The organism is Pseudophaeobacter sp. A-200-2 (genome assembly GCF_041008815.1).
In the GTDB taxonomy this organism is placed as follows: Bacteria; Pseudomonadota; Alphaproteobacteria; order Rhodobacterales; family Rhodobacteraceae; genus Phycobacter; species Phycobacter gallaeciensis_A.
Genome location: NZ_JAXGFU010000011.1, coordinates 19324 through 45938, shown reverse-complemented (window position 1 = coordinate 45938; position 26615 = coordinate 19324). Strand labels below are relative to the sequence as shown.

23 protein-coding genes are annotated in these 26615 nt (G+C 60.9%); 10 read left to right on the top strand and 13 right to left on the bottom strand.

Going from position 1 to position 26615, the window contains the following annotated elements:
- Nucleotides 1-75 precede the first annotated feature (75 nt).
- The 3 genes from SM766_RS16930 to SM766_RS16920 all read right to left on the bottom strand — a co-directional run bounded on the left by SM766_RS16930 (nucleotide 76) and on the right by SM766_RS16920 (nucleotide 1785).
- Nucleotides 76-909: a flagellin N-terminal helical domain-containing protein gene (locus SM766_RS16930; protein ID WP_368948534.1), complete on the bottom strand. Its 834-nt coding sequence runs from the start codon at nucleotides 907-909 to the stop codon at nucleotides 76-78.
- A gap of 214 nt (nucleotides 910-1123) precedes the next feature.
- Nucleotides 1124-1483, bottom strand: a complete 360-nt coding sequence (locus SM766_RS16925) for a flagellar export chaperone FlgN (protein WP_065272151.1) — start codon at nucleotides 1481-1483, stop codon at nucleotides 1124-1126.
- Complete coding sequence (locus tag SM766_RS16920; protein WP_274831681.1) at nucleotides 1480-1785, bottom strand: rod-binding protein; 306 nt, start codon at nucleotides 1783-1785, stop codon at nucleotides 1480-1482. The genes SM766_RS16925 and SM766_RS16920 overlap by 4 nt, the downstream gene beginning before the upstream one ends.
- A gap of 522 nt (nucleotides 1786-2307) precedes the next feature.
- On the opposite strand from SM766_RS16920, the gene fliK reads away from it, so the two are divergent.
- The 3 genes from fliK to SM766_RS16905 all read left to right on the top strand — a co-directional run bounded on the left by fliK (nucleotide 2308) and on the right by SM766_RS16905 (nucleotide 5253).
- A complete protein-coding gene (gene fliK, locus SM766_RS16915) occupies nucleotides 2308-3621 on the top strand; it encodes a flagellar hook-length control protein FliK (RefSeq protein ID WP_368948533.1) in 1314 nt (437 codons plus the stop codon).
- 3 nt (nucleotides 3622-3624) lie between these two features.
- Nucleotides 3625-4305: a FlgD immunoglobulin-like domain containing protein gene (locus tag SM766_RS16910; protein ID WP_368948532.1), complete on the top strand. Its 681-nt coding sequence runs from the start codon at nucleotides 3625-3627 to the stop codon at nucleotides 4303-4305.
- A gap of 132 nt (nucleotides 4306-4437) precedes the next feature.
- The gene (locus SM766_RS16905; RefSeq protein WP_368948596.1) at nucleotides 4438-5253 is read left to right on the top strand and encodes a phosphotransferase family protein; all 816 of its coding nucleotides are present in this window, start codon (nucleotides 4438-4440) and stop codon (nucleotides 5251-5253) included.
- On the opposite strand, the gene SM766_RS16900 is transcribed toward SM766_RS16905, so the two are convergent.
- The 5 genes from SM766_RS16900 to SM766_RS16880 all read right to left on the bottom strand — a co-directional run bounded on the left by SM766_RS16900 (nucleotide 5226) and on the right by SM766_RS16880 (nucleotide 10565).
- Complete coding sequence (locus tag SM766_RS16900) at nucleotides 5226-6548, bottom strand: NAD(P)/FAD-dependent oxidoreductase (protein ID WP_368948531.1); 1323 nt, start codon at nucleotides 6546-6548, stop codon at nucleotides 5226-5228. The two genes, SM766_RS16905 and SM766_RS16900, sit on opposite strands and share 28 nt — an antisense overlap.
- The gene (locus tag SM766_RS16895) at nucleotides 6548-7363 is read right to left on the bottom strand and encodes an ABC transporter permease (RefSeq protein ID WP_274829388.1); all 816 of its coding nucleotides are present in this window, start codon (nucleotides 7361-7363) and stop codon (nucleotides 6548-6550) included. The genes SM766_RS16900 and SM766_RS16895 overlap by 1 nt, the downstream gene beginning before the upstream one ends.
- Nucleotides 7360-8241 (bottom strand): ABC transporter permease subunit, encoded by an 882-nt coding sequence (locus tag SM766_RS16890; RefSeq protein ID WP_065272158.1) that lies wholly within the window; start codon nucleotides 8239-8241, stop codon nucleotides 7360-7362. Before SM766_RS16890 ends, SM766_RS16895 begins: the two co-directional genes overlap by 4 nt.
- Nucleotides 8241-9368: an ABC transporter ATP-binding protein gene (locus SM766_RS16885; RefSeq protein ID WP_274829389.1), complete on the bottom strand. Its 1128-nt coding sequence runs from the start codon at nucleotides 9366-9368 to the stop codon at nucleotides 8241-8243. Before SM766_RS16885 ends, SM766_RS16890 begins: the two co-directional genes overlap by 1 nt.
- A 111-nt stretch (nucleotides 9369-9479) precedes the next feature.
- On the bottom strand, nucleotides 9480-10565 hold the full coding sequence (locus SM766_RS16880; RefSeq protein ID WP_065272159.1) for a polyamine ABC transporter substrate-binding protein: 1086 nt from the start codon (nucleotides 10563-10565) through the stop codon (nucleotides 9480-9482).
- A gap of 141 nt (nucleotides 10566-10706) precedes the next feature.
- Between SM766_RS16880 and SM766_RS16875 the strand changes: the two genes are divergently transcribed.
- From SM766_RS16875 to SM766_RS16850, 6 genes are all read left to right on the top strand, one after another.
- A complete protein-coding gene (locus SM766_RS16875; protein WP_274829391.1) occupies nucleotides 10707-11393 on the top strand; it encodes a GntR family transcriptional regulator in 687 nt (228 codons plus the stop codon).
- A 65-nt stretch (nucleotides 11394-11458) separates the two neighbouring features.
- On the top strand, nucleotides 11459-12853 hold the full coding sequence (locus SM766_RS16870; RefSeq protein ID WP_274835466.1) for an aspartate aminotransferase family protein: 1395 nt from the start codon (nucleotides 11459-11461) through the stop codon (nucleotides 12851-12853).
- A gap of 347 nt (nucleotides 12854-13200) precedes the next feature.
- Nucleotides 13201-14301 carry an ABC transporter ATP-binding protein gene (locus SM766_RS16865; RefSeq protein WP_274829392.1) on the top strand — a complete coding sequence of 367 codons (1101 nt, stop codon included), beginning with the start codon at nucleotides 13201-13203 and terminating at the stop codon, nucleotides 14299-14301.
- 84 nt (nucleotides 14302-14385) lie between these two features.
- Nucleotides 14386-15486 carry an extracellular solute-binding protein gene (locus tag SM766_RS16860; protein ID WP_065272162.1) on the top strand — a complete coding sequence of 367 codons (1101 nt, stop codon included), beginning with the start codon at nucleotides 14386-14388 and terminating at the stop codon, nucleotides 15484-15486.
- A gap of 129 nt (nucleotides 15487-15615) precedes the next feature.
- The gene (locus SM766_RS16855) at nucleotides 15616-17295 is read left to right on the top strand and encodes an ABC transporter permease (protein WP_274829393.1); all 1680 of its coding nucleotides are present in this window, start codon (nucleotides 15616-15618) and stop codon (nucleotides 17293-17295) included.
- A gap of 5 nt (nucleotides 17296-17300) precedes the next feature.
- A complete protein-coding gene (locus SM766_RS16850) occupies nucleotides 17301-18476 on the top strand; it encodes an ABC transporter permease (protein WP_368948530.1) in 1176 nt (391 codons plus the stop codon).
- Nucleotides 18477-18554: 78 nt separating this feature from the next.
- Here the strand turns inward: SM766_RS16850 and SM766_RS16845 are convergent, their stop codons facing one another.
- The 5 genes from SM766_RS16845 to dapE all read right to left on the bottom strand — a co-directional run bounded on the left by SM766_RS16845 (nucleotide 18555) and on the right by dapE (nucleotide 24558).
- Nucleotides 18555-19901 (bottom strand): lytic murein transglycosylase, encoded by a 1347-nt coding sequence (locus tag SM766_RS16845; RefSeq protein WP_368948529.1) that lies wholly within the window; start codon nucleotides 19899-19901, stop codon nucleotides 18555-18557.
- Between the two features lie 131 nt (nucleotides 19902-20032).
- Nucleotides 20033-22318, bottom strand: a complete 2286-nt coding sequence (gene rnr, locus SM766_RS16840; RefSeq protein ID WP_368948528.1) for a ribonuclease R — start codon at nucleotides 22316-22318, stop codon at nucleotides 20033-20035.
- Between the two features lie 50 nt (nucleotides 22319-22368).
- Nucleotides 22369-22989 carry a TIGR04282 family arsenosugar biosynthesis glycosyltransferase gene (locus tag SM766_RS16835; protein ID WP_368948527.1) on the bottom strand — a complete coding sequence of 207 codons (621 nt, stop codon included), beginning with the start codon at nucleotides 22987-22989 and terminating at the stop codon, nucleotides 22369-22371.
- Nucleotide 22990: 1 nt separating this feature from the next.
- Nucleotides 22991-23416, bottom strand: a complete 426-nt coding sequence (locus tag SM766_RS16830) for a GNAT family N-acetyltransferase (protein WP_368948526.1) — start codon at nucleotides 23414-23416, stop codon at nucleotides 22991-22993.
- The gene (dapE, locus tag SM766_RS16825; protein WP_368948525.1) at nucleotides 23413-24558 is read right to left on the bottom strand and encodes a succinyl-diaminopimelate desuccinylase; all 1146 of its coding nucleotides are present in this window, start codon (nucleotides 24556-24558) and stop codon (nucleotides 23413-23415) included. Before dapE ends, SM766_RS16830 begins: the two co-directional genes overlap by 4 nt.
- A gap of 364 nt (nucleotides 24559-24922) precedes the next feature.
- Between dapE and SM766_RS16820 the strand changes: the two genes are divergently transcribed.
- Nucleotides 24923-26494, top strand: a complete 1572-nt coding sequence (locus SM766_RS16820) for a Hint domain-containing protein (RefSeq protein WP_368948524.1) — start codon at nucleotides 24923-24925, stop codon at nucleotides 26492-26494.
- Nucleotides 26495-26615: the final 121 nt, after the last annotated feature.

The following is a 26615-nucleotide window of genomic DNA, read 5'->3' as shown; positions in this document are numbered from 1 at the left end:
CCGACATTCCGTTCATTGATGAGGGGCTAAGGATAAGAAACCGGGGCGCGCCTGGCGCGCCCCGGATCAGGCCGTTTAACGGAACAGCTGCTGCAGGGTCTGTGGCGCCGAGTTGGCAATCGATAGCGCCTGTACGCCTAGCTGTTGCTGTGTCTGCAACGCTTTCAATCGCGCGGATGCGGCTTCCATATCAGTATCCACCAGCGCGCCGATGCCGCTTTTCATCGCGTCAGACACCTTTGAGACGAAGTCGGCTTGCTTCTCAATGCGGGCTGCCGAAGCACCCAGGGCGGCGGCGCCGTTGATTGCGGTCTGGATCAGAGTCTCAATCTTCGAGATGGAAAGTTCAGCCTGCGTTGAATTTGAAACATCGATGGTACCCAGGGACAGGTTATCCTCAAAGTTAACCGAGGCTACGGTGATGTTCGAAGCGGATACTGTAGAGGATGTGCCAGTCCCATTGCGGTCAAGCGAGGACAGAACTGTCAGGTCACCACCGTTCTTGTTCAGCAGGTTCGCACCGTTGAACTGCGACCCTTTGATGATCGAGGTGATCTGGTTTTTCAGCTCGGTGACTTCTGCGGCAAGTTTGCCATTTTCCACGTTCTCCCCGGTTGCATTGACCACTTTTTCCTTCATCTCTTTCAGGAGCTCGGTGATCTGTTCGGCGCCGGCCGTTGCAACCGCCACCGTGGACTCACCCAGAGCCAGCGAGTCGCTTACCGCGTTGAAGCCGGCAACATCCGATTCCATGACTTTCGAGATCGCCCAGATGGCCGAGTTGTCCTTGGCCGTTGCAACGTCTTTACCGGTGGAAATCGCGTTCTGGGTATTCTCCAGGTTCATGTTGATGGAGTTTAGGGTCTGCAGAGCGACCATTGCGCCGTTGTTCGTCAGAATGCTGGTCATAGCTTTTAGTCCTTTAGCAATATGAGACGTTTCGTCCCCGAGTATTTCATGTCCCGAAGGACATCTCTGACGTCTTTCTGACTATGCGTTAAGCCATCTGGCTCCCGCGCCACCTCGTTTCCCGAAGCGCAAGCGGACTTTGCTGTGGAGTTTGCTAAAGGAACCCTAATTACGGGATCAAGCTTCTGTGATATCAGCCTTTGGTTGTATCCCCTTACGCGCGCCTCTCGAGTTTTTGGTCCAAACGGGTGCCATAGCGGGTCTTGCGGCCCGCGCTGTCATATACGTCCAGACCTTTGCGAACCCGGCGCAATTCGGCCATACGTGTTGCGACCGAGCGGATGCCTTCCATGGCGCTTTCCAGAAGATCCTGATTACGCGTGACCTTGCTTTGCACCTTCGAAAGGGTTTGGCGTTCCAGATCGGAAAAACTGTTGAGCGCTTCGATCGCCTGTTCTTTTCGCGCAAGGATGGCTTCCATCTTTTTCAGATCGCCGTCCATAAGGGCAGCGCGCTCTTCGTCGAGGATGGTATCCAGTTCATCGATGAGGGTCTGGGGATTTTGGTCAGTCATTTCTGAGATTCCTTCAGTGCGTGATAGAGTGATTCGGCGAGCCCGATGCCGCCGGCTTTAGCAATTTGTTCTGCCTGGGCACGGACCAGAAAGCTGGAAAACTGTTCTTCTCCAGCACCGCCGCCGCCAAGTCCTTCGCGTGATTCACCAAGCCCCGCAGATTTCAACATTTCCGCCAAAAATGAAGCTTCTAGCTCGAGCGCGGCCTTGCGCAGAGGGTCATCTTGCGGGGGCTGTTGCACTGGCTGGGGCTTGGCCTGCGGCAGGGCCTGTGACAGGGGGGATATGGTTGCATTCGGCATTTTGGCCTCGGTCTGACAGAAACTACGAATTGCTTCGATTTTTCTGAGACTGCGACATAACCGGTTAAAATTGCCGTAACCGCTTTGAGGTAGAAGGGGGTATCGAGATAGAACGTCTGGAAACCCATGCATACCACATCACTCATAGGTCAGGCCCTTGGCGGAGCCACAGGCAGCAAGACCTCCCCAGCGCAGGATGCTCCGAAAAAGACTCAGGATCGTTCGTTCGCAGATCATGTAAATGACGCATCCTCCAAGCAGGAGGCGGCACAGTCCCAAACATCAGAAACAATCGATAGCGGCATAGCGGATCAGGCTGATTCTCAGGCTGCTGTTGAAGCGGATAGCGCGTCCGCCAGCTCAGAGGACGCGGTTGCCGATCAGGCGACGGGAGAATCGACCGGGAGCGCAGCGGGAGAGGATGTTGAAACGCCGAGCGAAGCGGCCATTTCGGCAGGACATGCGGCTCCGGATGCGGAAAAACGGTCTGCCAGGTCTGCAGATCTGCCTGAAGGTGCGCGCGTGGGGCAGAAGATAGGTCAGGGAGCTGTCGCCGGATCGGCGGTGGCAGAAGACGGCGAAGCAGCCGGTAACACGACAGCTCAGACCTCAGGCGAGGAAAAAGCGCAAGGTCCGGCTGCCGCAGGCGCAGCCTTTGCCGGACGAGAGACGATTGAAAACCAGGCCCCGGCGCGGGCGGCACAGTCAGGTGGTAAAGCCACCGCGGGCGGTGGCGATGTGAAGGTTGGCGAACAGTCGGCCATGACGGTCAATACCGAAGCGGCCCAGGAAGAGGGAGCAAGCCCCGCCAGAACGCAGACCGGAGCCGCAGATCAGGCCGTCGCCAGAGTGGCTCAGGACAAGCCAGGCGCTGCGGCGGCAATTCCGGTCAGCCCTGCAACCGCGGCTGACGCGACCAAATCCGCGACACCGGCTAGTCCGGCAGAGGCGAAAGCATCGTTGAAAGCAGAAGAAAAGGCGGCTGACGCCCGGATGGCTGCAGCAGACAAGGCGACGCCCGCTGCCGCTGCCGCCGCGAGCAAGACATCTTCCGCCGACAGCCTGCCGAAGTCTGTGTTCCAGATGCAGGTCGAAAACGCAGAAGCCGGGGATTCCCGCAAGGCGCGCTATCGCACCCGCAATGGTGATGCGCAGGCCGCTGCCGAAGTGGCCAAGGCATCCACTGCTGCTGCGGGTGTCCAGACAAACGCGGCCACTGCAGTCAACGCAACCACCAATTCCGCCATTGCAATGATGCAGGCGTTGCAGGCAGACACCATGAAACTGTCGCAGGCGCCGGGGCTGCTGGGGGATTCATCCGGTAGCGGGTTGAGCATGACAGCAGATCTTCCGGGATTGCCGCAGCTTCTGACCGAAGCGGTGTTCCAGCCCGGAATTACGCACCGGCCGGAAACCCCGCGTATGATCGCTTCGCAAATGGCCGAAGCATTCGTGGCGAAAGGCGACCGGAACGTGGATGTTTCACTGAACCCCGAAGAGCTGGGCAAGGTGAAGATGCGCGTTGCGACCAGTGAAAACGGCATCACCATGATCATCCAGACAGAACGCCCGGAAACCGGCGATCTGATGCGTCGGCATATCAATGAGTTGGCCGAGGAATTCCGCCGCATGGGGTTCCAGGACATCTCGTTCGAATTCAGCAGCGGTGATTCCGCGGGCGGTCAGGCGCAGCAGGGACTGGGCGATGGCACCGGTGCCGGGACCGGGCATGGCGCCTCGACCGGGGCCACCGATATGAGCGCGACCGATGAGGTCGCTGAAACACAGATACAGAACCTCCGGTTGGGCTCGACCGGCGTTGATATGAGAGTTTAAACCATGACAGATGCTGTAAGCGCGGCCAGTGCCGCGACAACGACACAGGCCAGCGCCGCGAAAGCTACGCGTCCGACTGGGCTGACTTCGGATTTCGAGACCTTCCTGAAGATGCTGACCGCTCAGGCGCGCTATCAGGATCCTCTGGAACCGCTCGATTCGACCGAATACGCATCACAGTTGGCGCAGTTCTCGATGGTGGAACAGCAGGTTCAGGGCAATGATCTGCTTCTGGCCATGCAGAATCAGCTTGGCCTGTCCAATATGGCGGCGATGTCCGGCTGGGTGGGTATGGAGGCCCGCGTTGCGGCGCCGGGGTATTTTGACGGATCCTCTCCGGTGGTTGTGGCTCCGAATCCGGCGGCTGCTGCGGATCAGGTGAAAATGGTCGTCACCGATGCTGATGGGACCGAAGTCGCCCGTATCAACCTGCCTGTTTCGGCGGAGCCCTATTCCTGGGATGGTACCGATCAGGAGGGCAATACGCTCGAACCCGGCAGCTATGCCTTCACCATCGAAAGCAGCCGGGACGGTGAGGTGCTGCTAACGGATCTGGCCGAGGTTTATACCAAGGTGACGGAAACCCAGATGCAGGGCGGCGATGTGGTCTTGATCACCGAAGGCGGCTCGGCGATCTTGGCCTCCACTGTGACGGGGCTTCGCGACGCTCCGGCCGAGACCTGACAATAGGGCAGGGACCGCCGGAACATCGGGGGGCATCGTCCCCTGATACCCTCGCATTTCGCCGGGGGATGAAGACTGGAGCGGACCCTGTCAGCCAAATCGCCTGAATTTCACAGCAGATTCTTTACGTATCTGAACGCCTCGGGATTTGAGGCGCGCGCCCCCCGGATCCTGACCGGGGGGCGTTCGAATCATGTCTGGCGCATGGGCGATTTGGTGGTGAAATTGTTCGAGCCGGGACGAAAGAATCCGCTGTTTGCCAATGACCCCTTGCGGGAAATTGCAGCGCTTTCGGCCTTGTCTGGGACCAGAATGGTGCCGCATCTGGTCACTTCTGGTCATTTCGAGGGGCGCCATTGGTTGGCCTATTCCCATATTGAGGGCGCTCCCTGGCAGCGAGGCGCTGCCGAGGTGGCACGGCTGCTTGGCCGGTTGCATGATCAGCCGGTTTTCGCAGGCGTTCCCGCTGGCGTGAATGGCAGCGCGATGCTGGCGGCGCAGACCGGAAGCATCCTGTCCCAAACCCAAGGTGGCGCGGATTTGCGCGCGATGCGCCCCTCAGGACAGGTGCCGCCCGCCTCCGGCACCAGCCTGATCCATGGTGATCCGGTGCCGGGCAATCTGGTGGCGCATGACGGAACACTGACCCTGATCGACTGGCAATGCCCGCAGAAAGGCGACCCGGCCGAGGATCTGGCACTTTTTCTGTCGCCCGCAATGCAATTCCTGTACCGCGGCAAAGTCTTGAGCCGCGCGGAGGAGGCCGCCTTTCTTGCGGCCTATCCGGACCGGCAGGTCGTCGAGCGTACAGAGGCCCTGAAGCCCTGGTTCCATTGGCGCATGGCAGCCTATTGTCTGTGGAAAGCGGAGCAAGGCGGGGCACAGGACCGGGCCGCAATGCAGCTGGAGATCGCCGCGCTTCAGTCCATCATCCCCAGCACCGCATAGGCGGGCGGCATTACCACCCGGCGGGCGCGGCCAAAGGGGAATTTTCCCATGCTCTGAATGACCGGGGAATAGGGCAGACCGGGCTGTTTGCCCTGCACCAGATCGGCCAGCAACCGACCGGAATAGCTGCCCATGGCAACCCCATTGCCATGATAACACAGGCCCGCGAACATCCCTTTTTCACCGGGCACCGGCCCGACAAAGGGAACCAGATTGCGCGCCATGGACACCATGCCAGACCAGAAATGCGTGCCTTCCACTGCGCGCCATTCGGGGAACATGGTGTCAAAATGCTGACGCAGCGCGCGGCGAATCGCTGCTTCGGAGCGCGGCGAGGCAAAAAGCCCACCCCGCATGCCAAATAGGAACCGCCGGTCCGGCATCAGCCGGAAATAATGCAGCAGGTTGCGGGTATCAAAGGCCATCTGATCGGTGAACCAGCCCTGCGCCTGTAGCTCCTCATCGCTGAGTGGGCGGGTTACCATCACGGTGGATTGTGCCGGGATATAGCGGCCTGACAGCCAGTCCGGAAGCCCGTCCCAGGAATAGCCGTTCGTGGCCACCATCACCTGATCGGCGTGCAAAGCACCGTCTGGTGTTGTCAGGATATGCCCGCCGCTTGATGTGCGGCTGAGCCCGGTTACCGGGCTGTTCTGAAACAGGCTGGCCCCGGCAGATTGCGCGGCGCGGGCGATGCCGAACAGGTATTTGCGCGGGTTGAGGCCGAATCCCACCGGGGTTGTCAGGGCGCCAAAAAAGCCGCCGTTCATTCCGTTCGCGGCCAGTTCATGCTGTTCCAGCAACTGCGGTGAGCCGCCCGCAGCGGCAATCTCATCGGCCTGTCGGCGAAGCGCCTTCATGGCGCGCGGGCTGTGGGCCATCTGGGTTTCGCCATCCGAGTGGGTATCGGCATCGATCTGGTGACGATCCAGCAGCTGGCGCACCAGATCCACGGCTGCGACCTCTCCGGCATCATAGATGTCGGTGGCCTCGGCGCCGAATTTGCGCCGCATAGCAGCGCTAGACAGCTTGGCGCCGCCGATACAGCAAAAGCCGCCGTTGCGCCCGGAGGCACCCCAGCCGGGCGTTTTGGCCTCAAGCAGGGCGACCCTTGCTCCGGCCTCGGCCAGATGCAGGGCGGCGGACATGCCGGTGAAACCCCCGCCGATTATTGCGACATCGGCTGTCACCTCACCGGACAACCTGGGCCAGTCGGGGGCAGCGATGGTTTCATCCCACCAGCAGCCGTCCCGCGGGCCCGGGCCATAGGCGTAGTCAGAGAAAATCCGCCGCATCAGGTCCGCGCCGCCGCCTGTTCATCCCGTTTCTGCCGCACCATCTGGTGTTTCGTCACCAGCGAGGCCGAGATCACGCCGATGGTGACAATGGCAATCATGATGGTCGACAGCGCGTTGATCTCTGGGGAGACCCCAAGGCGCACTGCCGAAAAGATCTTGATCGGCAGGGTGGTGGCCGCTGGTCCCGAGGTGAAAGAGGCAATGACCAGATCATCGAGCGACAGGGTGAATGCGAGGAGCCAGCCCGAGATCACCGCAGGTGCGATGATGGGCAGGGTCACCAGACGGAATGCCTCGGCCGGGGAACAGCCCAAATCCAGCGCGGCCTCTTCCAGCGACCGGTCGAATGTCACCAATCGCGAGGAGACCACCACCGAGACGTAGCACATGGAGAAGGTGGTATGCGCCAGAACGATGGTCAGAATCCCCCGGTCCAGCCCAATGCCGATGAACAGCAGGAGCAGCGACAGACCGGTGATTACCTCGGGCATCACGAGGGGTGCGTAGATCATCCCGGAAAACAGGGTGCGGCCAAAGAACCGCCCGCCGCGCACCATGACATAGGCGGCCATGGTGCCAAGGACCGTCGCGATGGTCGAGGAGAAGACCGCGACCTTGATGGTGACCCAGGCGGCGTTGAGGAAGGCCTCGTTCTGCATCAGCTCGCCGTACCATTTGGTCGAAAAGCCCGCCCAGACGGTGACCAGCTTGCTTTCATTGAAGCTGAAGATCACCAGAATCACCATCGGCACATAAAGAAAGGCAAAGCCAAGCGTCAGCGAAACGGTATTGAACCAGCTCATCCTGTTCATTGTTCGGCCTCCTGCTGTTTCTGCTGGTTGCGCTGGAACAGCACGATGGGAACGATCAAGAGGAGCAGCAGCACTACCGCCACGGCCGAGGCAACCGGCCAGTCACGGTTCGAGAAGAACTCCTCCCACAGAACCTTGCCGATCATCAGCGTGTCCGATCCGCCCAAGAGCGATGGAATTACGAACTCGCCCAAGGTGGGGATGAAGACGAGGAAACAGCCCGCGATAATGCCGGGTTTCGACAGCGGGATGGTCACCAGCCAGAAAGCGGAGAGACGCGAACAGCCCAGATCCTCGGCCGCTTCGATCAGCGATTCATCCATCCGTTCCAGCGCGGAATAGATCGGCAGGATCATGAAGGGCAGGTAGGTATAGACCACGCCGATATAGACGGCGGTATTGGTGTTGAGGATGGTCAGCGGCTCGTTGATGATCCCCAGCCACAACAGCAACTGGTTGAGGAACCCTTCGTTCGACAGGATGCCCATCCAGGCGTAGACGCGGATCAGGAAGCTGGTCCAGAACGGCAGGATCACCAGCATCATCAGCGTCGCGCGCCATTCGGACGGCGCCCGCGCCATGCCGTAGGCGATCGGATAACCCGCCAGCAGCGTCAGCACAGTCGAGAAGAAGGCGATCTGCAGCGAGCTGAGATAAGCTTTCCAGTATAGATCGTCCTGCGTCAGCCAGACAAAGTTTTCAAAGTCCAGCTCGGACAGGAAGGTCCAGATGCCCGTCGCCCAGTCGAATTGCGGCATATAGGGCGGGCGCGCCAGCGCCACATCCGAAAGCGAGATTTTCAGGACGATGGCAAAAGGCACCAGAAACAGCGCAAAGAGCCACAGGTAGGGGACAATGATCAGGGCAAAGCGGCGCATCAGTTCGCCAGCAGGACGCCTGCCGTGGCGGTCCAGGACAGCCAGACAGTGTCTTCCCATGTAAAGGCCCGGCGCGAGATGCGGCGGGTATTGGCCGCCTGCGCCTTGATCACCGCGCCAGAGGGCAGTTCAACGTGATAGGTCGAGATATTGCCGAGATAGGCAATGTCGAGGATCTTGCCCTGCACCGCGTTGTCGGCGCCTTCGGGACGGTCTGCCGTGATGGTGACCTTTTCCGGGCGGATGGCCAGATGTGCGGTCTGCCCGTCCGAGAACGTGTTGGGGGTTTTGACCGTCAGCGGTTCCTGCCCTTCTTTCCAGTTCAGGGCATAGCTGTCTTCGCCGGTGGGCGTGACGGTGCCGTCGATGATGTTCACATCACCGATGAAATCGGCGACGTAAACGGAATTGGGGGTCTCGTAGATGCGATCCGGGGTGGCGACCTGCATGATCTTGCCGTTGTCCATCACCGCAACGCGGCTGGCGACGGTCATCGCCTCTTCCTGGTCGTGGGTGACGATGACAAAGGTGGTGCCAGTCTTCTCCTGAATGTCCATCAGCTCGAACTGGGTGTCCTGGCGCAGCTTCTTGTCGAGCGCACCAAGGGGTTCGTCCAGCAGCAACAGTTTTGGGGCCTTGGCCAGCGACCGCGCCAGTGCCACCCGCTGCCGCTGTCCCCCCGAGATCTGGTGCGGTTTGCGGCGGGCGAATTTTTCCAGCCGGGTTAGGCGCAGCATGTTCTCCACCCGCTCGGCGATGTCGTCCTTGGGCATGCCTTCACGTTTGAGCCCGAAGGCGATATTGTCCCAGATGCTGAGATGCGGGAACAGCGCGTAGGACTGGAACATCATGTTCACCGCGCGCTTGTTCGGCGGCACCGGGGCGATATCCTGACCGGCGAGATAGATCTTACCTTCGGTCGCGGTTTCAAACCCGGCGAGCATCCGCATCAGCGTGGTCTTGCCGCAGCCCGAGGGGCCAAGAAGCGCGAAGAACTCCCGCTCGTATATACCGATTGTCAGATCGTCGATTGCGGTGAACTCACCAAAGCGTTTGGTGACATTTTGGAACTCGATCAAAGGCTTGGCCTCGGGGTCGTTCCAGGGTTCAAAAACGGGAAGTGTCAATCCGGCCCCCTGCGCGGTCCAGGTCCAAAGCGGCACTGGCCCCTTTGGAAGGTGTATTGGCATAGCCCGGCAGGGCACAGGGTGCGCCCTGCCGGATCAGGCGATATCGGATCAGGTGCCCGACTTGATCTTGGTCCACAGACGGGTCACGACGCGCTGCACCTTGGGGGCATAGGGCGTAGTGGTGAACAGGTTGGCCAGGGTGGCTTCATCCGGGTAGATCGCCGGATCGCCGATCACGTCCTCAACCAGGAATTCCTGCGATGCCTTGTTGCCGTTAGCGTAGTAGACGTAGTTTGATGCCGCCGCCATGTTCTGCGGGTCCATGATGAAGTTCAGGAACACATGCGCCGCATCCGGGTTCGGGGCGTCGACCGGAATGGCCATCTGGTCGAACCACATCTGGGCGCCTTCGACGGCCGCGTGATAGGCGATTTCGACGCCATTGTCGGCTTCGGCGGCGCGGTCGCGGGCCTGCAGCACGTCACCGGACCAGCCCACTGCCACGCAGATGTCACCATTCGCCAGCGCGTTGATGTATTCGGAGGAATGGAATTTCTGGATATAGGGGCGCACCGCCATGAAGACGCCTTCGGCCTTGGCGATCACGTCCGGGTCATGGCTGTCGGGATCTTCGCCGATGTATTTCAGCGCAGCGGGGATCATTTCTGCCGGGGCATCCAGGAAATGGACGCCGCATTCGGCCAGTTTTTCCATGTTGTCGGGGTTGAAGACCAGCTCAAGCGAGTTGATCGGGGCATCGTCGCCCAGCAGTTCCTTGACCTTGCCAACGTTCACACCGATGCCGGTGGTGCCCCACATGTAGTTGATGGAATAGGCGTTGTCCGGGTCGTATTGTTCGGTGCGGTTTTCGACCACATCCCACATGTTCTTGTGGTTGGGCAGCTTGGACATGTCCAGTTTCTGGAAAGAGCCTGCCATGATCTGGCGCTGCAGGAAGGTGCCGCTGGGCACCACCACGTCATAGCCCGACCCGCCGGCCAGCATTTTGGTTTCCAGAAGTTCGTTGCTGTCGAATACATCGTAGATCAGATCGATCCCGGTCTCTGCCTCGAACTTTTCCAGAAGGGCTTCGTCGATGTAGTCGGACCAGTTATAAACGCGCACCTCTTCCGCGATGGCGGCCGTGCTGCTAAGGGCAACGACGGCGGTCAGTGTCATCGTCTTGAGTGTCATGAGTATCTCCCTGTGCCTGCCGGTTTCATTGCCCGGCTGGGGTGGATTTGATCAAGTTTTGCCTCGTGGGGCAATACTGTTTATGTTTTCACCGGGTGGTTCTTGGTGCAAGCTGCCCAAAAACTAGGAGGATACCCCAAGGTGACAGAGATCACATCTTCGGCCCAGAATGCAGAAGACGGCGCGGCGAAAACGCCGGCCCATGAGGCCGTGTATCAAAAGCTGCGCGCGCAGATCCTGTTCGGTGAACTGGCGCCGGGGCAGGCGGTAACGATCCAGGGTTTGACTGCGGCTTTGGGGGTTGGGATGACACCGGTCCGCGAGGCGATCCGCCGACTTATCTCGGATGGGGCGCTGGTGTTTCAGGGTAACCGGCGTGTTTCCGTTCCCTTGTTGCGGACATCGGATGTCAAAGAGCTTATTTTCGCAAGAAAAACAATTGAGTGTGAGCTTGTCAGGCTCGCAACAACACAGGTTTCGGACGCCGATATCGCTGAGCTGGAGCGCATCGACACGGCGCTGGATCAGGCGATTTCCGCAGGCGATGTGCCGGGGTATCTGGCGCAGAACTACAGTTTCCACACCGCATTATACAGTCGCGCCGCCGCTCCGATCCTGACCGATCTTGCGGATCGCCTGTGGCTGCGCTTTGGCCCGTCCCTGCGAGTGGTCTGTGGCCGCTTTGGCACCCAGAGCTTTCCGGACCGTCACAAGGACATCCTTGAGGCCTTGCGTCGCAGGGATCCCGAAATGGCTGCTTTGGCGATGGAACGGGACGTTTGCCAGGGCATGGATCAGGTCAGCATGGGGCTGGATCCGGACAACTGATTCGATTGACACCGTGAAATTTGATCATATTCTGGGGCCAATCTCTTATTTTTGGAGCGACTCCCATGAATGCGATCACCAACCACATGCCGACGGCCGAATTGCAGGCCCTGGACGCCGCGCACCACATGCATCCCTTCACCGCCAATGGTGAACTGGCGGAAAAAGGCGCCCGGATCATCACCCGCGCGAGCGGCGTCACGCTGACCGATAGTGAAGGCAACGAGATCCTCGACGCGATGGCGGGCCTGTGGTGCGTCAACATCGGCTATGGCCGTGACGAGCTGGCCGATGTCGCCGCCCGTCAGATGCGCGAGCTGCCTTATTACAATACCTTCTTCCAGACCTCGCATGTGCCGGTCATCGCCCTAGCCAACAAGATTGCGGAACTGGCGCCCGGTGATCTGAACCATGTATTCTTTGCCGGGTCGGGATCTGAGGCGAATGACACCAACATCCGCATGGTGCGTCACTACTGGGCGCTGAAAGGCAAGCCGACTAAATCCATCATCATCAGCCGCAAGAACGCCTATCACGGCTCTTCGGTTGGCAGCGGCAGCCTGGGCGGGATGTCGGCGATGCATGAACAGGGCGGCCTGCCGATCCCGGATATCCACCATATCAACCAGCCGCATTGGTGGGCCGAGGGTGGTGACACCTCCCCCGAAGAGTTCGGTCTGCAGCGCGCGCAGGAACTGGAACAGGCGATTCTGGAACTGGGCGAAGACCGCGTTGCAGCCTTTATCGCCGAACCAGTTCAGGGTGCGGGCGGCGTTATTGTGCCGCCGGAAACCTACTGGCCGGAAATTCAGCGCATCTGCGATAAATACGAGATCCTGCTGATCGCGGATGAGGTGATCTGTGGCTTTGGCCGCACCGGCAACTGGTTCGGCAGCCAGACCATGGGCATCCGCCCGGACATCATGACCATCGCCAAGGGGCTGAGCTCGGGCTACGCGCCGATCGGTGGCTCGGTGGTGTCGGATGAGGTCGCCGCCGTGATCGCGAGCGACGAATTCAATCACGGCTATACCTATTCCGGGCACCCGGTGTCCTCGGCGGTGGCGCTGGAAAACCTGCGCATTCTCGAAGAGGAAAATGTCGTCGGTCACGTGCAGGATGTGGCTGCGCCTTATCTGAAAGAGAAGTGGGAGGCGCTGATTGATCACCCGCTGGTGGGTGAGGCCAAGATCGTTGGCATGATGGGCTCAATCGCACTGACACCGAACAAAGAAGCGCGGGCTGCCTTTGCTGCACCTGCCGGAACGGTGGGCTATATCTGCCGCGAACGGTGCTTTGCCAATAATTTGATCATGCGCCATGTGGGCGACCGGATGATTATCTCTCCTCCGCTGGTCATGACCCCGGCCGAGATCGATACCCTGATCGAACGAGCTCGCCTGTCGCTGGACGAATGCTATGCCGCACTGAAAGAGCAAGACCTGCTGCACAGCGCCTGAACTTAAGCGCAAACACCGAATTTCGGCAGGAAAGCGGTGTTTGGCATGCATTATTTGCCTGAAAAACAGGCCCTGCGCCGGAATCAAAGGATCTTCCCGGCGCAGGGCCTTTTCTTGCACATTTTCGTGAACGGGAGCCCGTGGCAGAGGATTCTCCTGTATGATCATTTAAAATATGCCGCAAATTCTGCTTTTGCGGTCGCAATCGGTCCGATCCGCTGAAAGCTAGTCCCTAAGCTAGTTTCAAGCACTGAAAGGACGATCCGGTTGCATCCACCATGGTGGGTATGTTTACATCAGTGCAACGAGTGCAGACCAAACTGCCAAATTAACACGGGGAGCCTGTTTTGGCTGATGCGTCAAACAGTGATGCGTTCGTTGAATTCGAACGTGTCCAAAAGAGTTATGATGGCGAAACGCTCGTCGTCAAAGACCTTAACCTGGTGATGCCTAAAGGTGAGTTTCTGACAATGCTTGGGCCGTCTGGCTCTGGCAAGACAACTTGCCTTATGATGCTTGCCGGATTTGAAACCGCCACCCACGGGGATATCCGTCTGGGCGGTGTTTCGATCAACAACATTCCGCCGCACAAGCGTGGCATCGGCATGGTGTTCCAGAACTATGCGCTGTTCCCGCATATGACCATCGCCGAGAACCTCAGCTTTCCGCTGGAAGTCCGCAAGATGGGCAAGTCCGAGCGTGAAGAGAAGGTCAAGCGTGCGCTGGACATGGTGGAAATGGGCGCCTTTGGCGGCCGCCGCCCTGCGCAGCTTTCGGGTGGTCAGCAGCAGCGGGTCGCTCTGGCACGCGCGCTCGTGTTCGAACCCGAACTGGTTCTGATGGACGAACCGCTGGGCGCGTTGGACAAACAGCTGCGCGAAAAGATGCAGTTCGAAATCACCGACCTGGCCCACCGTCTGGGCATTACCGTGGTCTATGTGACCCACGACCAGACCGAGGCGCTGACCATGTCAGACCGCGTTGCTGTGTTCGACGATGGCCGTATTCAGCAGCTGGCGCCGCCGGATCAGCTTTATGAAGAGCCGGAAAACAGCTTCGTCGCGCAGTTCATTGGTGAGAACAACACCCTTGAAGGCACCGTGAAAGAGATCAACAACGGTCTTGCTCTGGTGCAGCTGGATGGTGGCGAATTGATCGACTGCAAGCCGATCAACGTGTCCCAGCCTGGCGAGCGCACCCGCGTTTCCATCCGCCCCGAACGGGTCGAATACAACAAGGAACGCCTGCAGGAAGGCGCCCACACCCTGAAGGCCGAAGTGCTGGAATTCATCTACATGGGTGACATCTTCCGTACCCGTCTGCGGGTGGCGGGAAATGACGAATTCATTATCAAGACACGGAACGCACCGGACCAGGTTCGCCTGAAGCCGGGCCAGCAGATTGAAATCGGCTGGCTGCCCGAAGACTGCCGCGCGCTGGACGCCTGACGACGGCGCGCGCTTTGAAACCCCCGGCGGCCAAGTGACCGGGGGATCACAGTTAAATTCAAGATCAACAAGGAGAGAGTGTTTATGAAACTCACCAAACTGACAGCCCTTGCCGCCACGACGGCGCTCTGCGCGCCGATGGCGTTCGCAGAAATGGCAGACGAGATGACCATCGTGTCCTGGGGTGGCGCATATTCGAACTCCCAGCTGAAGGCCTATCACGAGCCCTATGCTGAAAAGACCGGCGTCAAGATCATCAACGACGAAAGCTCGGCCGAAGCGGTTGCGAAGCTGCGCGCGATGAACGAAGCGGGCAACGTGACCTGGGACGTGGTTGACGTGGTTGCTGCTGACGCGATGCGTCTGTGCGACGAAGGTCTGGCGATGGAAATCGACGCGGACGAGCAGCTGGCTGCCGCACCCGATGGCACCCCGGCCTCCGAAGACTTCGGCGAACTGCTGGTCTCTGACTGCTTCATCCCGCAGATCGTTTACTCGACCACCTTCGGCTACCGCACCGACATGGTTGGCGACACGCCTCCGGATGACATCTGCGACGTGTTCGACCTGGAAGCCTACCCGGGCAAGCGCGCGCTGGAGAAGCGTCCGATCAACAACATGGAATGGGCTCTGCTCTGCGACGGCGTTGCAAAAGACGAAGTCTATGACGTGCTGGAGACCGAAGAAGGTCAAGAGCAGGCCCTGGCCAAGCTCGACACCATCAAGGACAGCGTGATCTGGTGGTCCGCTGGCGCCGACACTCCGCAGCTGCTGGCTGACGGCGAAGTCGTGATGGGCTCCACCTACAACGGTCGTCTGTTCTCGGTCATCGAAGAGCAGAAGCAGCCCGTCGCCATGATGTGGGACGCGCAGGTGTTCGACCTGGACGGCTGGATCATTCCGGCAGGTCTGTCCGACGAGCGTAAAGCCCGCGCGCTGGACTACATCATGTTCGCAACCGACACCCAGCGTCTGGCGGATCAGGCCAAGTACATCTCCTACGGTCCGGCCCGTGCGTCCTCCGCTCCACTGGTTGGCAAGCACGCCGAACTGGGCATCGACATGGCGCCGCACATGCCGACCGATCCCGCAAACGCTAAGAACACGTTCCTCTACAACTACGAGTTCTGGGCTGACTACCGCGACGACATCGACGCCAAATTCCAGGCGTGGCTGGCCAAGTAAGCCGGTCTGATGATCTAGCCAGAGAGCGCCCGGCGCTCTCTGGCACCCACTCTTCGTATCAGGTCGCATCTGAACGACCGGAAGAGCAAAACCCGCGGGCGACACAGCGGGCAAAACACAGGGATAGATATGAGCGACACCACCCAATCCGGCCCGGTTCTGGCGGCTGACGGCACGCCATTGAAGCGCAGCCTGGCCCGCGCCCTGAGAATGCAAAAGATGCGTGCGCTGATGCTGATCGCACCGCTTCTGCTCTTCATCCTTCTGACCTTCATTCTCCCGATCGGCGACATGCTGTTCCGCTCGGTCGAGAACCGGATCGTTTCGGACACGCTTCCCAAGACCGTGGTCACCCTTGCCGACTGGGACGCCAAAAGCGGTGAAGCCCCCGGCGACGCGGTATATGAAGAGCTATATTACGATCTATTTGTGGCGGCAGAGGCCAAGGAGCATACCAAGCTCGGCACCCGCCTGAACTATGAACAGACCGGTATTTCCTCCCTGTTCCGCAGCAGCGGCCGCAAGGTTGATGACATCGGCAAGGACCACGTCAAAGCCATCGAACGCGCTGCCGATCGCGCCCTCAAGGATGAGGCGCTCTGGTTCGAAATCATGACCGGCGGCAGTGGCGCGGCGGGCAATTCCGATCTGCTGACCGCACAGCGCGAAAAGATGCGCAATCTCACGGATGAGGTATTCCCGGCCGATATCGGCTTTGTGCCCGGCGCCGAGATTTCCGAACTCTTCCCGCGCATGGCGACCGCCTATACCGATTTCGCGCTGTTCACGGCGATCATCGATCAGGATGTCGTGGCCGAAGAAGATCCCTGGGAAAGCGTTTTCGTGGCCTTTGCCACCGAAGTGCAGGCCCCCGGTGGCGCAGAAAAACTGGCCAGCTATAGCGGCCCCGGCGCGGCTGAACTTCAGGCCGCGGGCGCAGCACTGGCCGATCTGGAGCCGATTTCCTTCAAGGCAGCCTTCCTCGACATCGACGAAGACTGGGGCGACGTCGACAACTGGCGCACGATCCAGACCTACAGCCCGAAATATACCAGCGGTTATTTCCTGAACTCCATCGACATGCAGAAAGGCCCGGATGGCGCCGAAGCGCGTCCCGAGAACCAGCAGATCTATATCACGCTGCTCAAGCGTACGATGTTCATGTCTTTGGTGATCACGGGTTCCTGTATTCTGCTAGGGTACCCGGTGGCCTGGATCCTTGCGAACCTGCCGACACGCTCGGCCAACCTGCTGATGATCCTGGTGCTGCTGCCTTTCTGGACCTCGCTTCTGGTGCGGACATCGGCGTGGAAGGTGATGCTGCAGCAACAGGGCGTCATCAACGACGTGCTGGTCTGGCTGGGGCTTGTGGCGGATGACGCCCGGCTGGTGATGATCAACAACCAGTTCGGTACCATCGTGGCGATGACCCACATCCTGCTGCCCTTCATGATCCTGCCGATGTATTCGGTGATGCAGACGATCAACCCATCCTACCTGCGCGCGGCCAAGTCCCTGGGCGCGACGAACTGGACGGCCTTCTGGCGGGTTTATTTCCCGCAGTCGGTGCCCGGTATCGGCGCAGGGTCGATCCTCGTCTTCATTCTGGCCATCGGCTACTACATCACCCCGGAAATCGTCGGCGGCACCAAGGGTGTCTTCATCTCGAACCGGATCGCCTATCACATCTCGTCTTCGCTGAACTGGGGCCTCGCGGCTGCACTTGGCGCGATCCTTCTGGTCGTCGTTCTGGTGCTCTACTGGGCCTACGACAAGATCGTCGGCATCGACAACGTGAAACTGGGATAATCGACATGGCCTTGACTCCTGTTACAAATCAAACACCCGGTTTCACCGCTGCCGTGGCAGCCGGCGCCGGAGCCTTCTTTGGTCTCTTCGTGGGCACCGCTCAGGCCACCGGCTTGATCGGGATCCTCGTCGGCGGCGCCATCCTGGGCGTACTTGGATTTGTCTTTGCCGGTATGACCGACAAGGAAAAACCGCTGCGCTGGGCGACCTTTGCGCTGTTCCTGGTGCTGGGCTACCTGTTCGGCGGGCTGCCCGCCGCGGTGGTGGGCGGCTTGTTCGGCTGGTTCGCGGGCTGGTTCGTCTTCTGGCTGGCGACCTCGCGCTACCGGGCGCATCTGCCGCCCTATCTGACCCCCGGTCAGGTGCTGTGGCATTACAGTTTCCGGGTGATCTGCGGCGTTATCTTCGTCTTCCTGATCACGCCGATCCTGGTGGTGATGCCGCTCAGCTTCAATGCCGAGAACTTCTTCACCTTCACCCCGGAAATGCTGCGCTTTGATCCGGCTGGTTATTCGCTGAAGCACTACAAGGACTTCTTCAGCAATGACGACTGGCAGCAGGCGCTGTGGAACTCGATCAAGATCGCGCCGATGGCGACGATCCTGTCGGTCAGCTTCGGCACCCTGGCGGCGATTGGTCTGAGCCAGCCGCACGTGCCCTTCCGCCGTGCGATCATGGCGATCCTGATCTCTCCGATGATCGTGCCGCTGATCATTTCGGCTGCGGGCATGTATTTCTTCTATAGCCGCATCGGGATGCAGGGCACCTACTTCGGCGTGGTTCTGGCCCACGCGGCGCTTGGCATTCCCTTCGTGATCATCACCGTGACCGCGACACTGGTCGGCTTTGACCGTTCGCTGACCCGCGCTGCGGCGAACATGGGCGCCGATCCGGTGACCACCTTCTTCCGGGTTCAGATGCCGCTGATCCTGCCTGGTGTGATCTCCGGTGGTCTCTTTGCCTTCATCACCTCCTTTGACGAGGTCGTCGTGGTGCTCTTTGTCGGCTCGGCCGGTCAGAAGACGCTGCCGTGGCAGATGTTCACAGGCCTGCGCGAACAGATCTCGCCCACCATTCTGGCGGTTGCGACCATCCTTGTGGGGATTTCGATCTGCCTGCTGACGGTGCTGGAACTGCTGCGTCGCCGCTCCGAGCGTCTGCGCGGCATGAGCCCAGGCTGATACACCACAGAACGCTGATATAAAGAAGGCCCCGCAGAGGATGCGGGGCCTTTTCTTTTGCTCGTCGTGAGGTGTGGCTCAGCGCAGGCGGCGCAGCAGTTTGAGCGAGGCATAACCATCCGGGATCAGACCTTTGGAGGCCTGATAGCTGCGGATCGCGGCCAGCGTCTTGGGGCCAATCTTCCCATCGACGCCACCAGTGTTGAAACCGGCCCGCGACAGGCGCTGCTGCAGCTCCTTGCGTTCCCGGAAATTCAAGGAGCGGTCGCCGCGCGGCCATTTCGCCTGGATCGCCGGTCCGCCTGCGATGCGGTCGGACAGGTGCCCCACCCCAATCACATAGGCATCGGCAGCGTTATAGCGCTCGATGACCGAGAAATTCTTGAAGATCATGAAGGCGGCGCCATTCCCGCCGGCGGGCAGCAGGATCGAGGCCGTGCCATGGTTGGGAACGGCGCGCCCGTTGGTTCCAACGACACCCAGCCGGGCCCATTCCGCGGGGGATTTCTTCACCGACCGGCTGGCCAGACCATAGTTGAACCCCCGCGGTAGCTGCACTTCGACGCCCCAGGGCTGGCCTTTGACCCAGCCGAACCGCTTCAGATAAGCGGCGGTCGAGGCCAGCGCATCAGAGGGGTCTTCCGACCAGATGTCGCGTTTGCCGTCGCCAGTGAAATCCACAGCATAGGCCAGATAAGAGGTCGGAATGAACTGGGTGTGCCCCATGGCCCCGGCCCAGCTGCCGGTCATCTTGCGCGGGGCGACGTCGCCCGATTGCAGGATCTTCAGCGCCGCGATCAGCTGCTTTTCAAAGAACCGCCCGCGGCGTCCGTCATAGGCCAGCGTCGCCAGCGATTGAATGACGTTCATATTGCCGCGGTGGTTGCCATAGTTGCTTTCCATGCCCCAGACGGCGACCACGACCTCCTTGTCGACGCCATAGGTGGCTTCGATCCGGTTCAGCCGCCGCCGCTGTTCACGCAGGGCCTTTTTGCCGTTCTTGACCCGGGAGTCCGAGACGGCGCTGTCTAGGTATTCCCAGATCGTCTTGGTGAACTCGGACTGGTTACGGTCGCGGCGAATGACGTCGTTGTCATACTCCACCCCGCGAAAGGCGCGGTTCAGGGTCGAAGAGGAGATCCCCTGTGCCATGGCACGGCGCCGGAATCCGTTGATCCACGCCTGAAAGCCACTGTTGGCGGCGACCGGCACCACCTGATCGTCCTGAACGATGTCTGGTGCCAGCCCGCTGGGGCGGCTCAAGGGGCGCAACGAGATCGCCGCCGCCAGCTGGTAAGAGCCATCAGCCGCCGGGGCGCCCCGTTCGACCGGGCGCTCAGGGGGGCGTAGGGATTCGTCGGGTCCGGCCTGTGCTGCAACTGCGCCGGTCGCGGCAAGGGCTGCCGCCTTCATCCAGATCCGCATGGGAATACTACCTTGGTTCAGTGTCTGCTCAGCTTGAATGTAATCATTGCCGGTCCATCGCAAAAGGGTTCAATCGGCAGGCGCGCAAGGCGCCGCCGAACCGGCGTAGCAGGCCGGATCTATTGGCTGTTTTACTTGCGGCGTTTGCGTTCGACCTTGCGCTTGGTCTTGGCGGCCTTGTGTTTGGATTTTGCCGCCTTGCGTTTGACGGTGCGGCCCGCCGGGCTGCGTCGTCCGCGCCCACTGCCACCTTTGGGCAGGGCCTGATCCTCAATCGACAGCAGCTCCAGCTCCAGCCCACCGGTGACCGGCGCGGCCTGTGTCAGCCTGACGGTGACGCGCTGACCGATGGCAAGCGTGAGACCGGTATCGGCCCCCATCAGGGTTCCGGCATCAGCGTCGAAATGGAAGAACTCGCGTCCGATGGTGCGCACGGGTACCAGCCCGTCGGCATGGGTTTCATCCAGTTTCACGAAGGCGCCGAACCGGGCAATGCCGCTGATCCGGCCGGTAAATTCATTGCCGACCCGTTCCGACAGGTAGGCCGCCAGATAGCGGTCTGTGGTGTCACGTTCCGCGATCATCGAGCGGCGCTCGGTCTCGGAAATATGAGTGGCGGTGTCGTCCAGCCGCTCGATTTCATCGGGGGTGAGGCCATCCTTGCCATTGTCCGGCCCCCAGCCATGGGCGGTAATCAGCGCCCGGTGCACGATCAGATCCGCATAGCGCCGGATGGGGGATGTGAAATGCGCATAGTTGCGAAGGGCCAGCCCGAAATGGCCAAAGTTTTCAGGGTTGTAATAGGCCTGCTGCATCGACCGCAGGGTCGAGATATTGATCAGCTCTGCATCGTCCGTGCCCGCAGCGGCATTCAGCAGCGCATTCAGATGCCGGGTCTGCAGCACCTGTCCCTTGGCGAGGTTCAGACCTGCCGCCTGCGCTGTTTCGCGCAGCGCCTCCAGTTTCTCCGGTGCCGGTTCCTCGTGCACGCGGAACACCAGCGGGGTGCGTTTCTTGATCAGGGTTTCGGCGGCGGCAACATTGGCAAGCACCATAAATTCCTCGATCAGCCGGTGCGCCTCCAGCCGGTCACGGAAATTGACCGAGGCGACCTGCCCGTCGTCATCCAGCACGATGCGCCGTTCCGGCAGGTCCAGATCCAGCGGCTGGCGCGCGGCGCGGGCCTTGGTCAGGGCGCGATAGGCGGCGTAAAGCGGCTTGATCACGTCCTCAAGCAGGGGCTCGGTCTTCTCGCTGGGGCGCCCGTCCATGGCGTCCTGCACTTCTTGATAGCTAAGCGCGGCGCTGGAGTTGATCAGCGCCCGCATGAAACGATGGCCGATCTTGTTACCCTCGGCGTCGACCTGCATCCGCACCACCACAGAGGCGCGCGGCACGTTTTCATGCAGCGAGCACAGATCGCCTGACAGCCGGTCCGGCAGCATCGGCACCACGCGGTCGGGGAAATAGCTGGAGTTGCCCCGTTTGCGCGCCTCGCGGTCCAATGCGGAGCCGGGCCGTACATAGGCGGCCACATCGGCAATCGCGACCCAGATCACATGGCCGCCGGGGTTCTTGGGATCGGTGTCGGCTTCGGCGAAACAGGCATCGTCGCGGTCGCGCGCATCCACCGGGTCGATGGTGATCAGCGGCAGGTCGCGCAGGTCTTCGCGTCCTTTCAGGCCAATGGGTTTGGCGGCGTCCGCCTCGGCCATCACCTGATCGGGGAATTGGTCAGGAATGCCGTGCTGGTGGATCGCGATCAGCGATACCGCCTTGGGCGCCGATGGATCGCCCAGACGTTCGACGACGCGCGCGCGGGGCAGGCCCAGACGGGTCTTGGGACCGGCCTGTTCGGCCTCGACCAGCTCACCATCCTTGGCGCCGCCCGTTGCATCCGGCGCCACGCTCCATTCGGTCGAGCTGGATTTGTCGATCGGGACGATCCGGCCCCCTTCGGCGCCGGTGCGAAAGACGCCAAGCACCCGTTTGGGGTTGGTACCGATACGGCGGATCAGCCGGGCTTCGTAATTGTGATCCGCGCCTTTGACGGCGGTCAGCCGGGCCAGGATCCGGTCGCCTTCCCCCAATGCGGGATCCGAGGCGCGCGGCATCAGCAGGATAATGGGTTCCACCCCTTCGCCGTGCCATTCCATCGGGCGGCCAAACAGATCGCCGTCCCGGTCCGGACGTTTGACCGTCAGGATGGTCACGGGCGGCAATTGTTCTGGATCGCGGTAGGTTTTCCTGCGCTTCTCCAGGTGCCCTTCGGCCTCCAGTTCCTTCAACACGCGCTTGAGGTCGATACGGTCAGCCCCCTTGATGCCAAAGGCCTTGGCAATGTCGCGTTTCGAGTTCTGGGTCGGGTGGGCGGAAATCCAGTCGAGGATTTCGGCCTTGGAGGGGATACGGGTCATATCTCCCGCGTATCATGACCCGAAGACAAGGTCATGATGAAAAGATCGGGTCAGCTGCGGCTTTGGCGCAGATCTGCTGCCGTGTCCACGTCGTTCAAGATGTCTGTCTGCGCAATGCGCCATCCCGGAAGCGTCGCGACAGAATCGGCCAGCGCGTGCTCGCTGGACCAGCGCACGTTCTGAAACAGGGTTTGCGGCAGGCGGGCCGGGTGTTTTGCTCCGACCAGCCAGTAGCCGCCATCGGTGGCTGGGCCGAACACCGCATCCGAGTGCCCCAGCGCGGCAAAGGCACGGGCGATATGGGCGCGGGTGATGCCGGGAATGTCGGCGCCGATCAGGCAGACAGGACCGTGCACCGGGGCGCGGCCCAGCCTATCGACCGGGACAGAGGACGCCGCCATGAGCATCCGCTTCATGCGCTGTCCCAGATCGCCGCCGCCCTGCGCCAGACGCGGCAGATCAGCGGGCCAGACGCGGGAGGTGACGGCCCGGTCCGGGGCCACCGCCAGAACGATCTGCCAACGTGGATCGCGCAAGGATCGGATCAACCGGGCCGATTGATGCCGGAACCACCAGGTGGCGGGGATCACGCCGATCCCCTGTCCCAGCCGCGTTTTGACCCTGCCCGGGCGCGGTTCCTTGATCATGATGACAAGGGTTTGGCGTTTCATCTTAGTTCAGGTCCAGAACCATATCACGGTGGTCGATCCCGGCGTCATCATAGACGGGGCCGGTGGCTGTGAAGCCCAGCTTTTCATAAAAGCCGAGGGCGTGCAGCTGGGCGCCCAGCTTGGCGCGGGACATACCGGGTGTCTGGCGGGCGATCTCCACCGCCTTTTCGATCAGCGCCTTGCCCAGACCGGTTCCCCGGCCAGCCTGTGTGACGCAAACCCGCCCGATCTTGGCGGTGTCACCGGCAAAGACGATGCGGGCGGTGCCGATGGGCTGTCCATCCTGCGTGGCCAGAAGATGGGTTGCCACATCATCCAGCGCGTCGATCTCTTCCTCGACAGGTACGCCCTGTTCCGTGACGAAAACGTCGAACCGCAGGCGAAAACAGGCCTCGCGGTCCCCGGTGACCGCAATCTGCGCCGTCATGCGAAATAGTCTTTCAGGATGCGGGAATAGATGGCTTTCAGCTGGTGAATCTGCGCGATTTCAACGTTTTCATCCACCTGATGCATGGTCTTGCCCACGAGGCCGAACTCCACCACCGGGCAGTGCGATTTGACAAAGCGCGCGTCCGAGGTGCCGCCTGTGGTGGACAGCTCCGGCGTGACACCGGTTTCCTCCGCCACTGCGGTTGAGACCAGATCGGAGAGCGCGCCCGGCGGCGTTATGAAGCTTTCGCCGGAAATCTTGACCTGCATGTCGATGGTGGTGCCGAATTCGGCTTCGACCTTGTCGGCCTCTGCCCGCAGCCATTCCGTCAGGCTGGCGCCGCTGTGGGCATCGTTGAACCGGATGTTCACGGTGGCGCGGCTTTGCGCCGGGATCACGTTGGTCGCCGGGTTGCCGGTGTCGATGGTGACAACCGCGAGCGTCGAGGCGTCGAAATGCTCGGTGCCCTGATCCAGCTCGTGACTGGCGAGACGATCCATCAGCCGCGCCATGGCGTTGAGCGGATTGTTGGCCCGGTGCGGATAGGCGGAATGGCCCTGTTTGCCGGTCACGGTGAACCATGCCGACAGCGATCCGCGGCGCCCGATCTTGATCATCTCGCCCATGGTATTGGGGCAGGTGGGCTCTCCCACCAGGCAGACCGACATAGCCTCCCCCTGTTCCTGCATATAGTCCAGCAGCGCGGTGGTGCCGTCCAGCGCATCGCCTTCTTCATCGCCGGTGATGGTCAGGATGACGGCGCCGTCGGGCGGGGTGGTCTGCACAAAATCGATGGCAGCAGCGGCAAAGGCGGCAACGCCCGATTTCATGTCGGTGGCGCCCCGGCCATAAAGGATGCCGTCTTTTTCCTCGGCGCCAAAGGGATCGACGGTCCAGGCTGCTTCATCGCCCACGGGCACCACATCGGTGTGACCGTTGAAGCCAAAGGTGCGGGCGTGGCCTTTTGCACCCCAGCGGGCAAACAGGTTGCTGATCCCGCCGCGGTCTGTCCGGGCGCAGTCAAAGCCTGCTGCGCTTAGGATCTGTTCCAGCAGCTCCAGCGCGCCGCCCTCTTCAGGGGTGACCGACGGGCAGCGGATCAGATCGGCGGTCAGGCGGGCGGGATCGGTCGGGGACATGCGGTGGGCTCCTGAAATTCCGGTTTGTCATGGCCTAGCGTGGATCCCGGCAAGGTGCAAACCGCCAGAAGGTCGCCAAGGGGGCAGGTCATGGGACTGTGAAAGGGCGGAGAGGGGGCGAAACGTGGCGCAAAAAAGGTCATTTTGTGTACCCCCTTCAGAGGCGGGGACAGGCAAAAAGAATCGTGTTAATAATCCATTAACCAAGAAGACCTGAGGCAGGTCACCAACGCGCAGTACAGGTCCATGTGGCCACTGCATCCCGGAAAACAGGACCCGGAAGGGTCTTTACCCCGCATGGCGCCGAAAAGGCGTTTCAATGCGCCGGATGGTCTGTCTCATCGTTGTGAGTGAGGGCAGGGCAATGGTGGCAGCGTCTGAACTGAACTACAATCTGGCGGCGTCTGCCGATCAGATGGCGGAAGAGATCTTTGGCACCGGCGTCACGGTGGTCAGCGCGAGCTATTCCGGCGACAGTCGTTCCTCTGCAATCTACTCGGGCGGCGATACAATAGCCCCCGGTGCAACGCCGGGTGATACGGGGGTGATCCTGTCGACGGGCCGCGCGGATGACTACACCAATTCCAGCGGCGAGGCGAACCAGCGGGCCAACCAGTCCACCAATACCAGCGGTGAGAACGACAACGCCGACTTTAATGCGGCTGCTGGCGCGCGGACCTATGATGCCTCCTATCTGGATGTGAGTTTCATTCCAGATGGCGAAGTGATGACGATGCAGTTCATCTTTTCGTCCGAGGAATTTCCGGAATACCAGGATTCGATCTATCAAGACTCGGTCTCGGTCTGGATCAATGGCGAACAGGTACAGTTGGAGGTGGGTAGCGACACCGCCAACCCGGACACTGTCAGTTCTACCAACAATCAGAACCTCTATCTCGACAATACCGGCGATGCCTATAACACCGAAATGGACGGGCTGACGCTCACCATGACGCTGACGATGGTGGTCAACCCGGATGAGGTGAACACCCTGCGCATCGGTATCGCCGATGTGGGCGACAACAAATACGACAGTAACCTTCTGATCGCTGGGGATTCGATCCAGACAGATCTGGTGGCGCAGACGGATCTGGCGCACGTGCAGGCCGACGGCAGCAAGACGATCGATGTGCTGGCCAACGATACAAATGTGTCGGGCAGCACGCTGACGATTACCCATCTGAATGGTGTCGCGGTCACAGCAGGATCGCTGGTGACGCTGAGCACTGGACAGACGGTCGAGCTGAACGGTGATGGCACGCTGACCTTGGTCGGGGATGGCGACGTGGAGGATTTCACCTTCACCTATACCGTCAGCAACGGGACCAATTCAGATACCGGGGTGGTGAATGCGACTTCGATCCCCTGCTTTGTGGCAGGGACGCTGATCCGCACCCCGCGCGGCGAAGTGCCGGTGGAGAGCCTGATGCCCGGGGATCTGGTCATGACCCGCGATGACGGGCCGCAACCGGTGCGCTGGACCGGATCGCGCCGGGTTGCCGGGACCGGGGAATTGGCACCGGTACGGATTGCTGCGGGCAGCTTTGGCGCGCACCGGACATTGTCCGTCTCTCCGCAGCACCGGGTGCTGGTGCGCGGCGCTGCGGCGGAACTGCTGTTTGGCGAACCCGAGGTTCTGGTGGCGGCGCGGGATCTGATCAATGACAGAACGGTCCGGCCCTCTCCCTGCCGCGAGGTGGAGTATGTCCACCTGATGTTCGACCGCCATCAGGTGATCTATTCTGAGGACCTGCCCAGCGAAAGCTTCCTGCCCGGTCCGGAAACCCCGAACCTGTTCGAACGGAGGGTGCTGGATGAAATCTGCGCCCTGTTCCCCGAGTTGGACCCGGAAACCGGCACCGGCTATGGACCTGCGGCCCGGCGGGCCCTGTCCGGGGCTGAGGGGCGTTTGCTGTCGGCTATGCAGATCGGCTGAGCAGGAAGTCTGCCTCCTGTGCCGCGCCATTGGGCAGGGCAGAGCATGACCCGAGGGGAGCGCGCGGCATCACGCTTGCGCGATGCTATTATACGGCCTAAGACATTTCTGATTTCCTTAA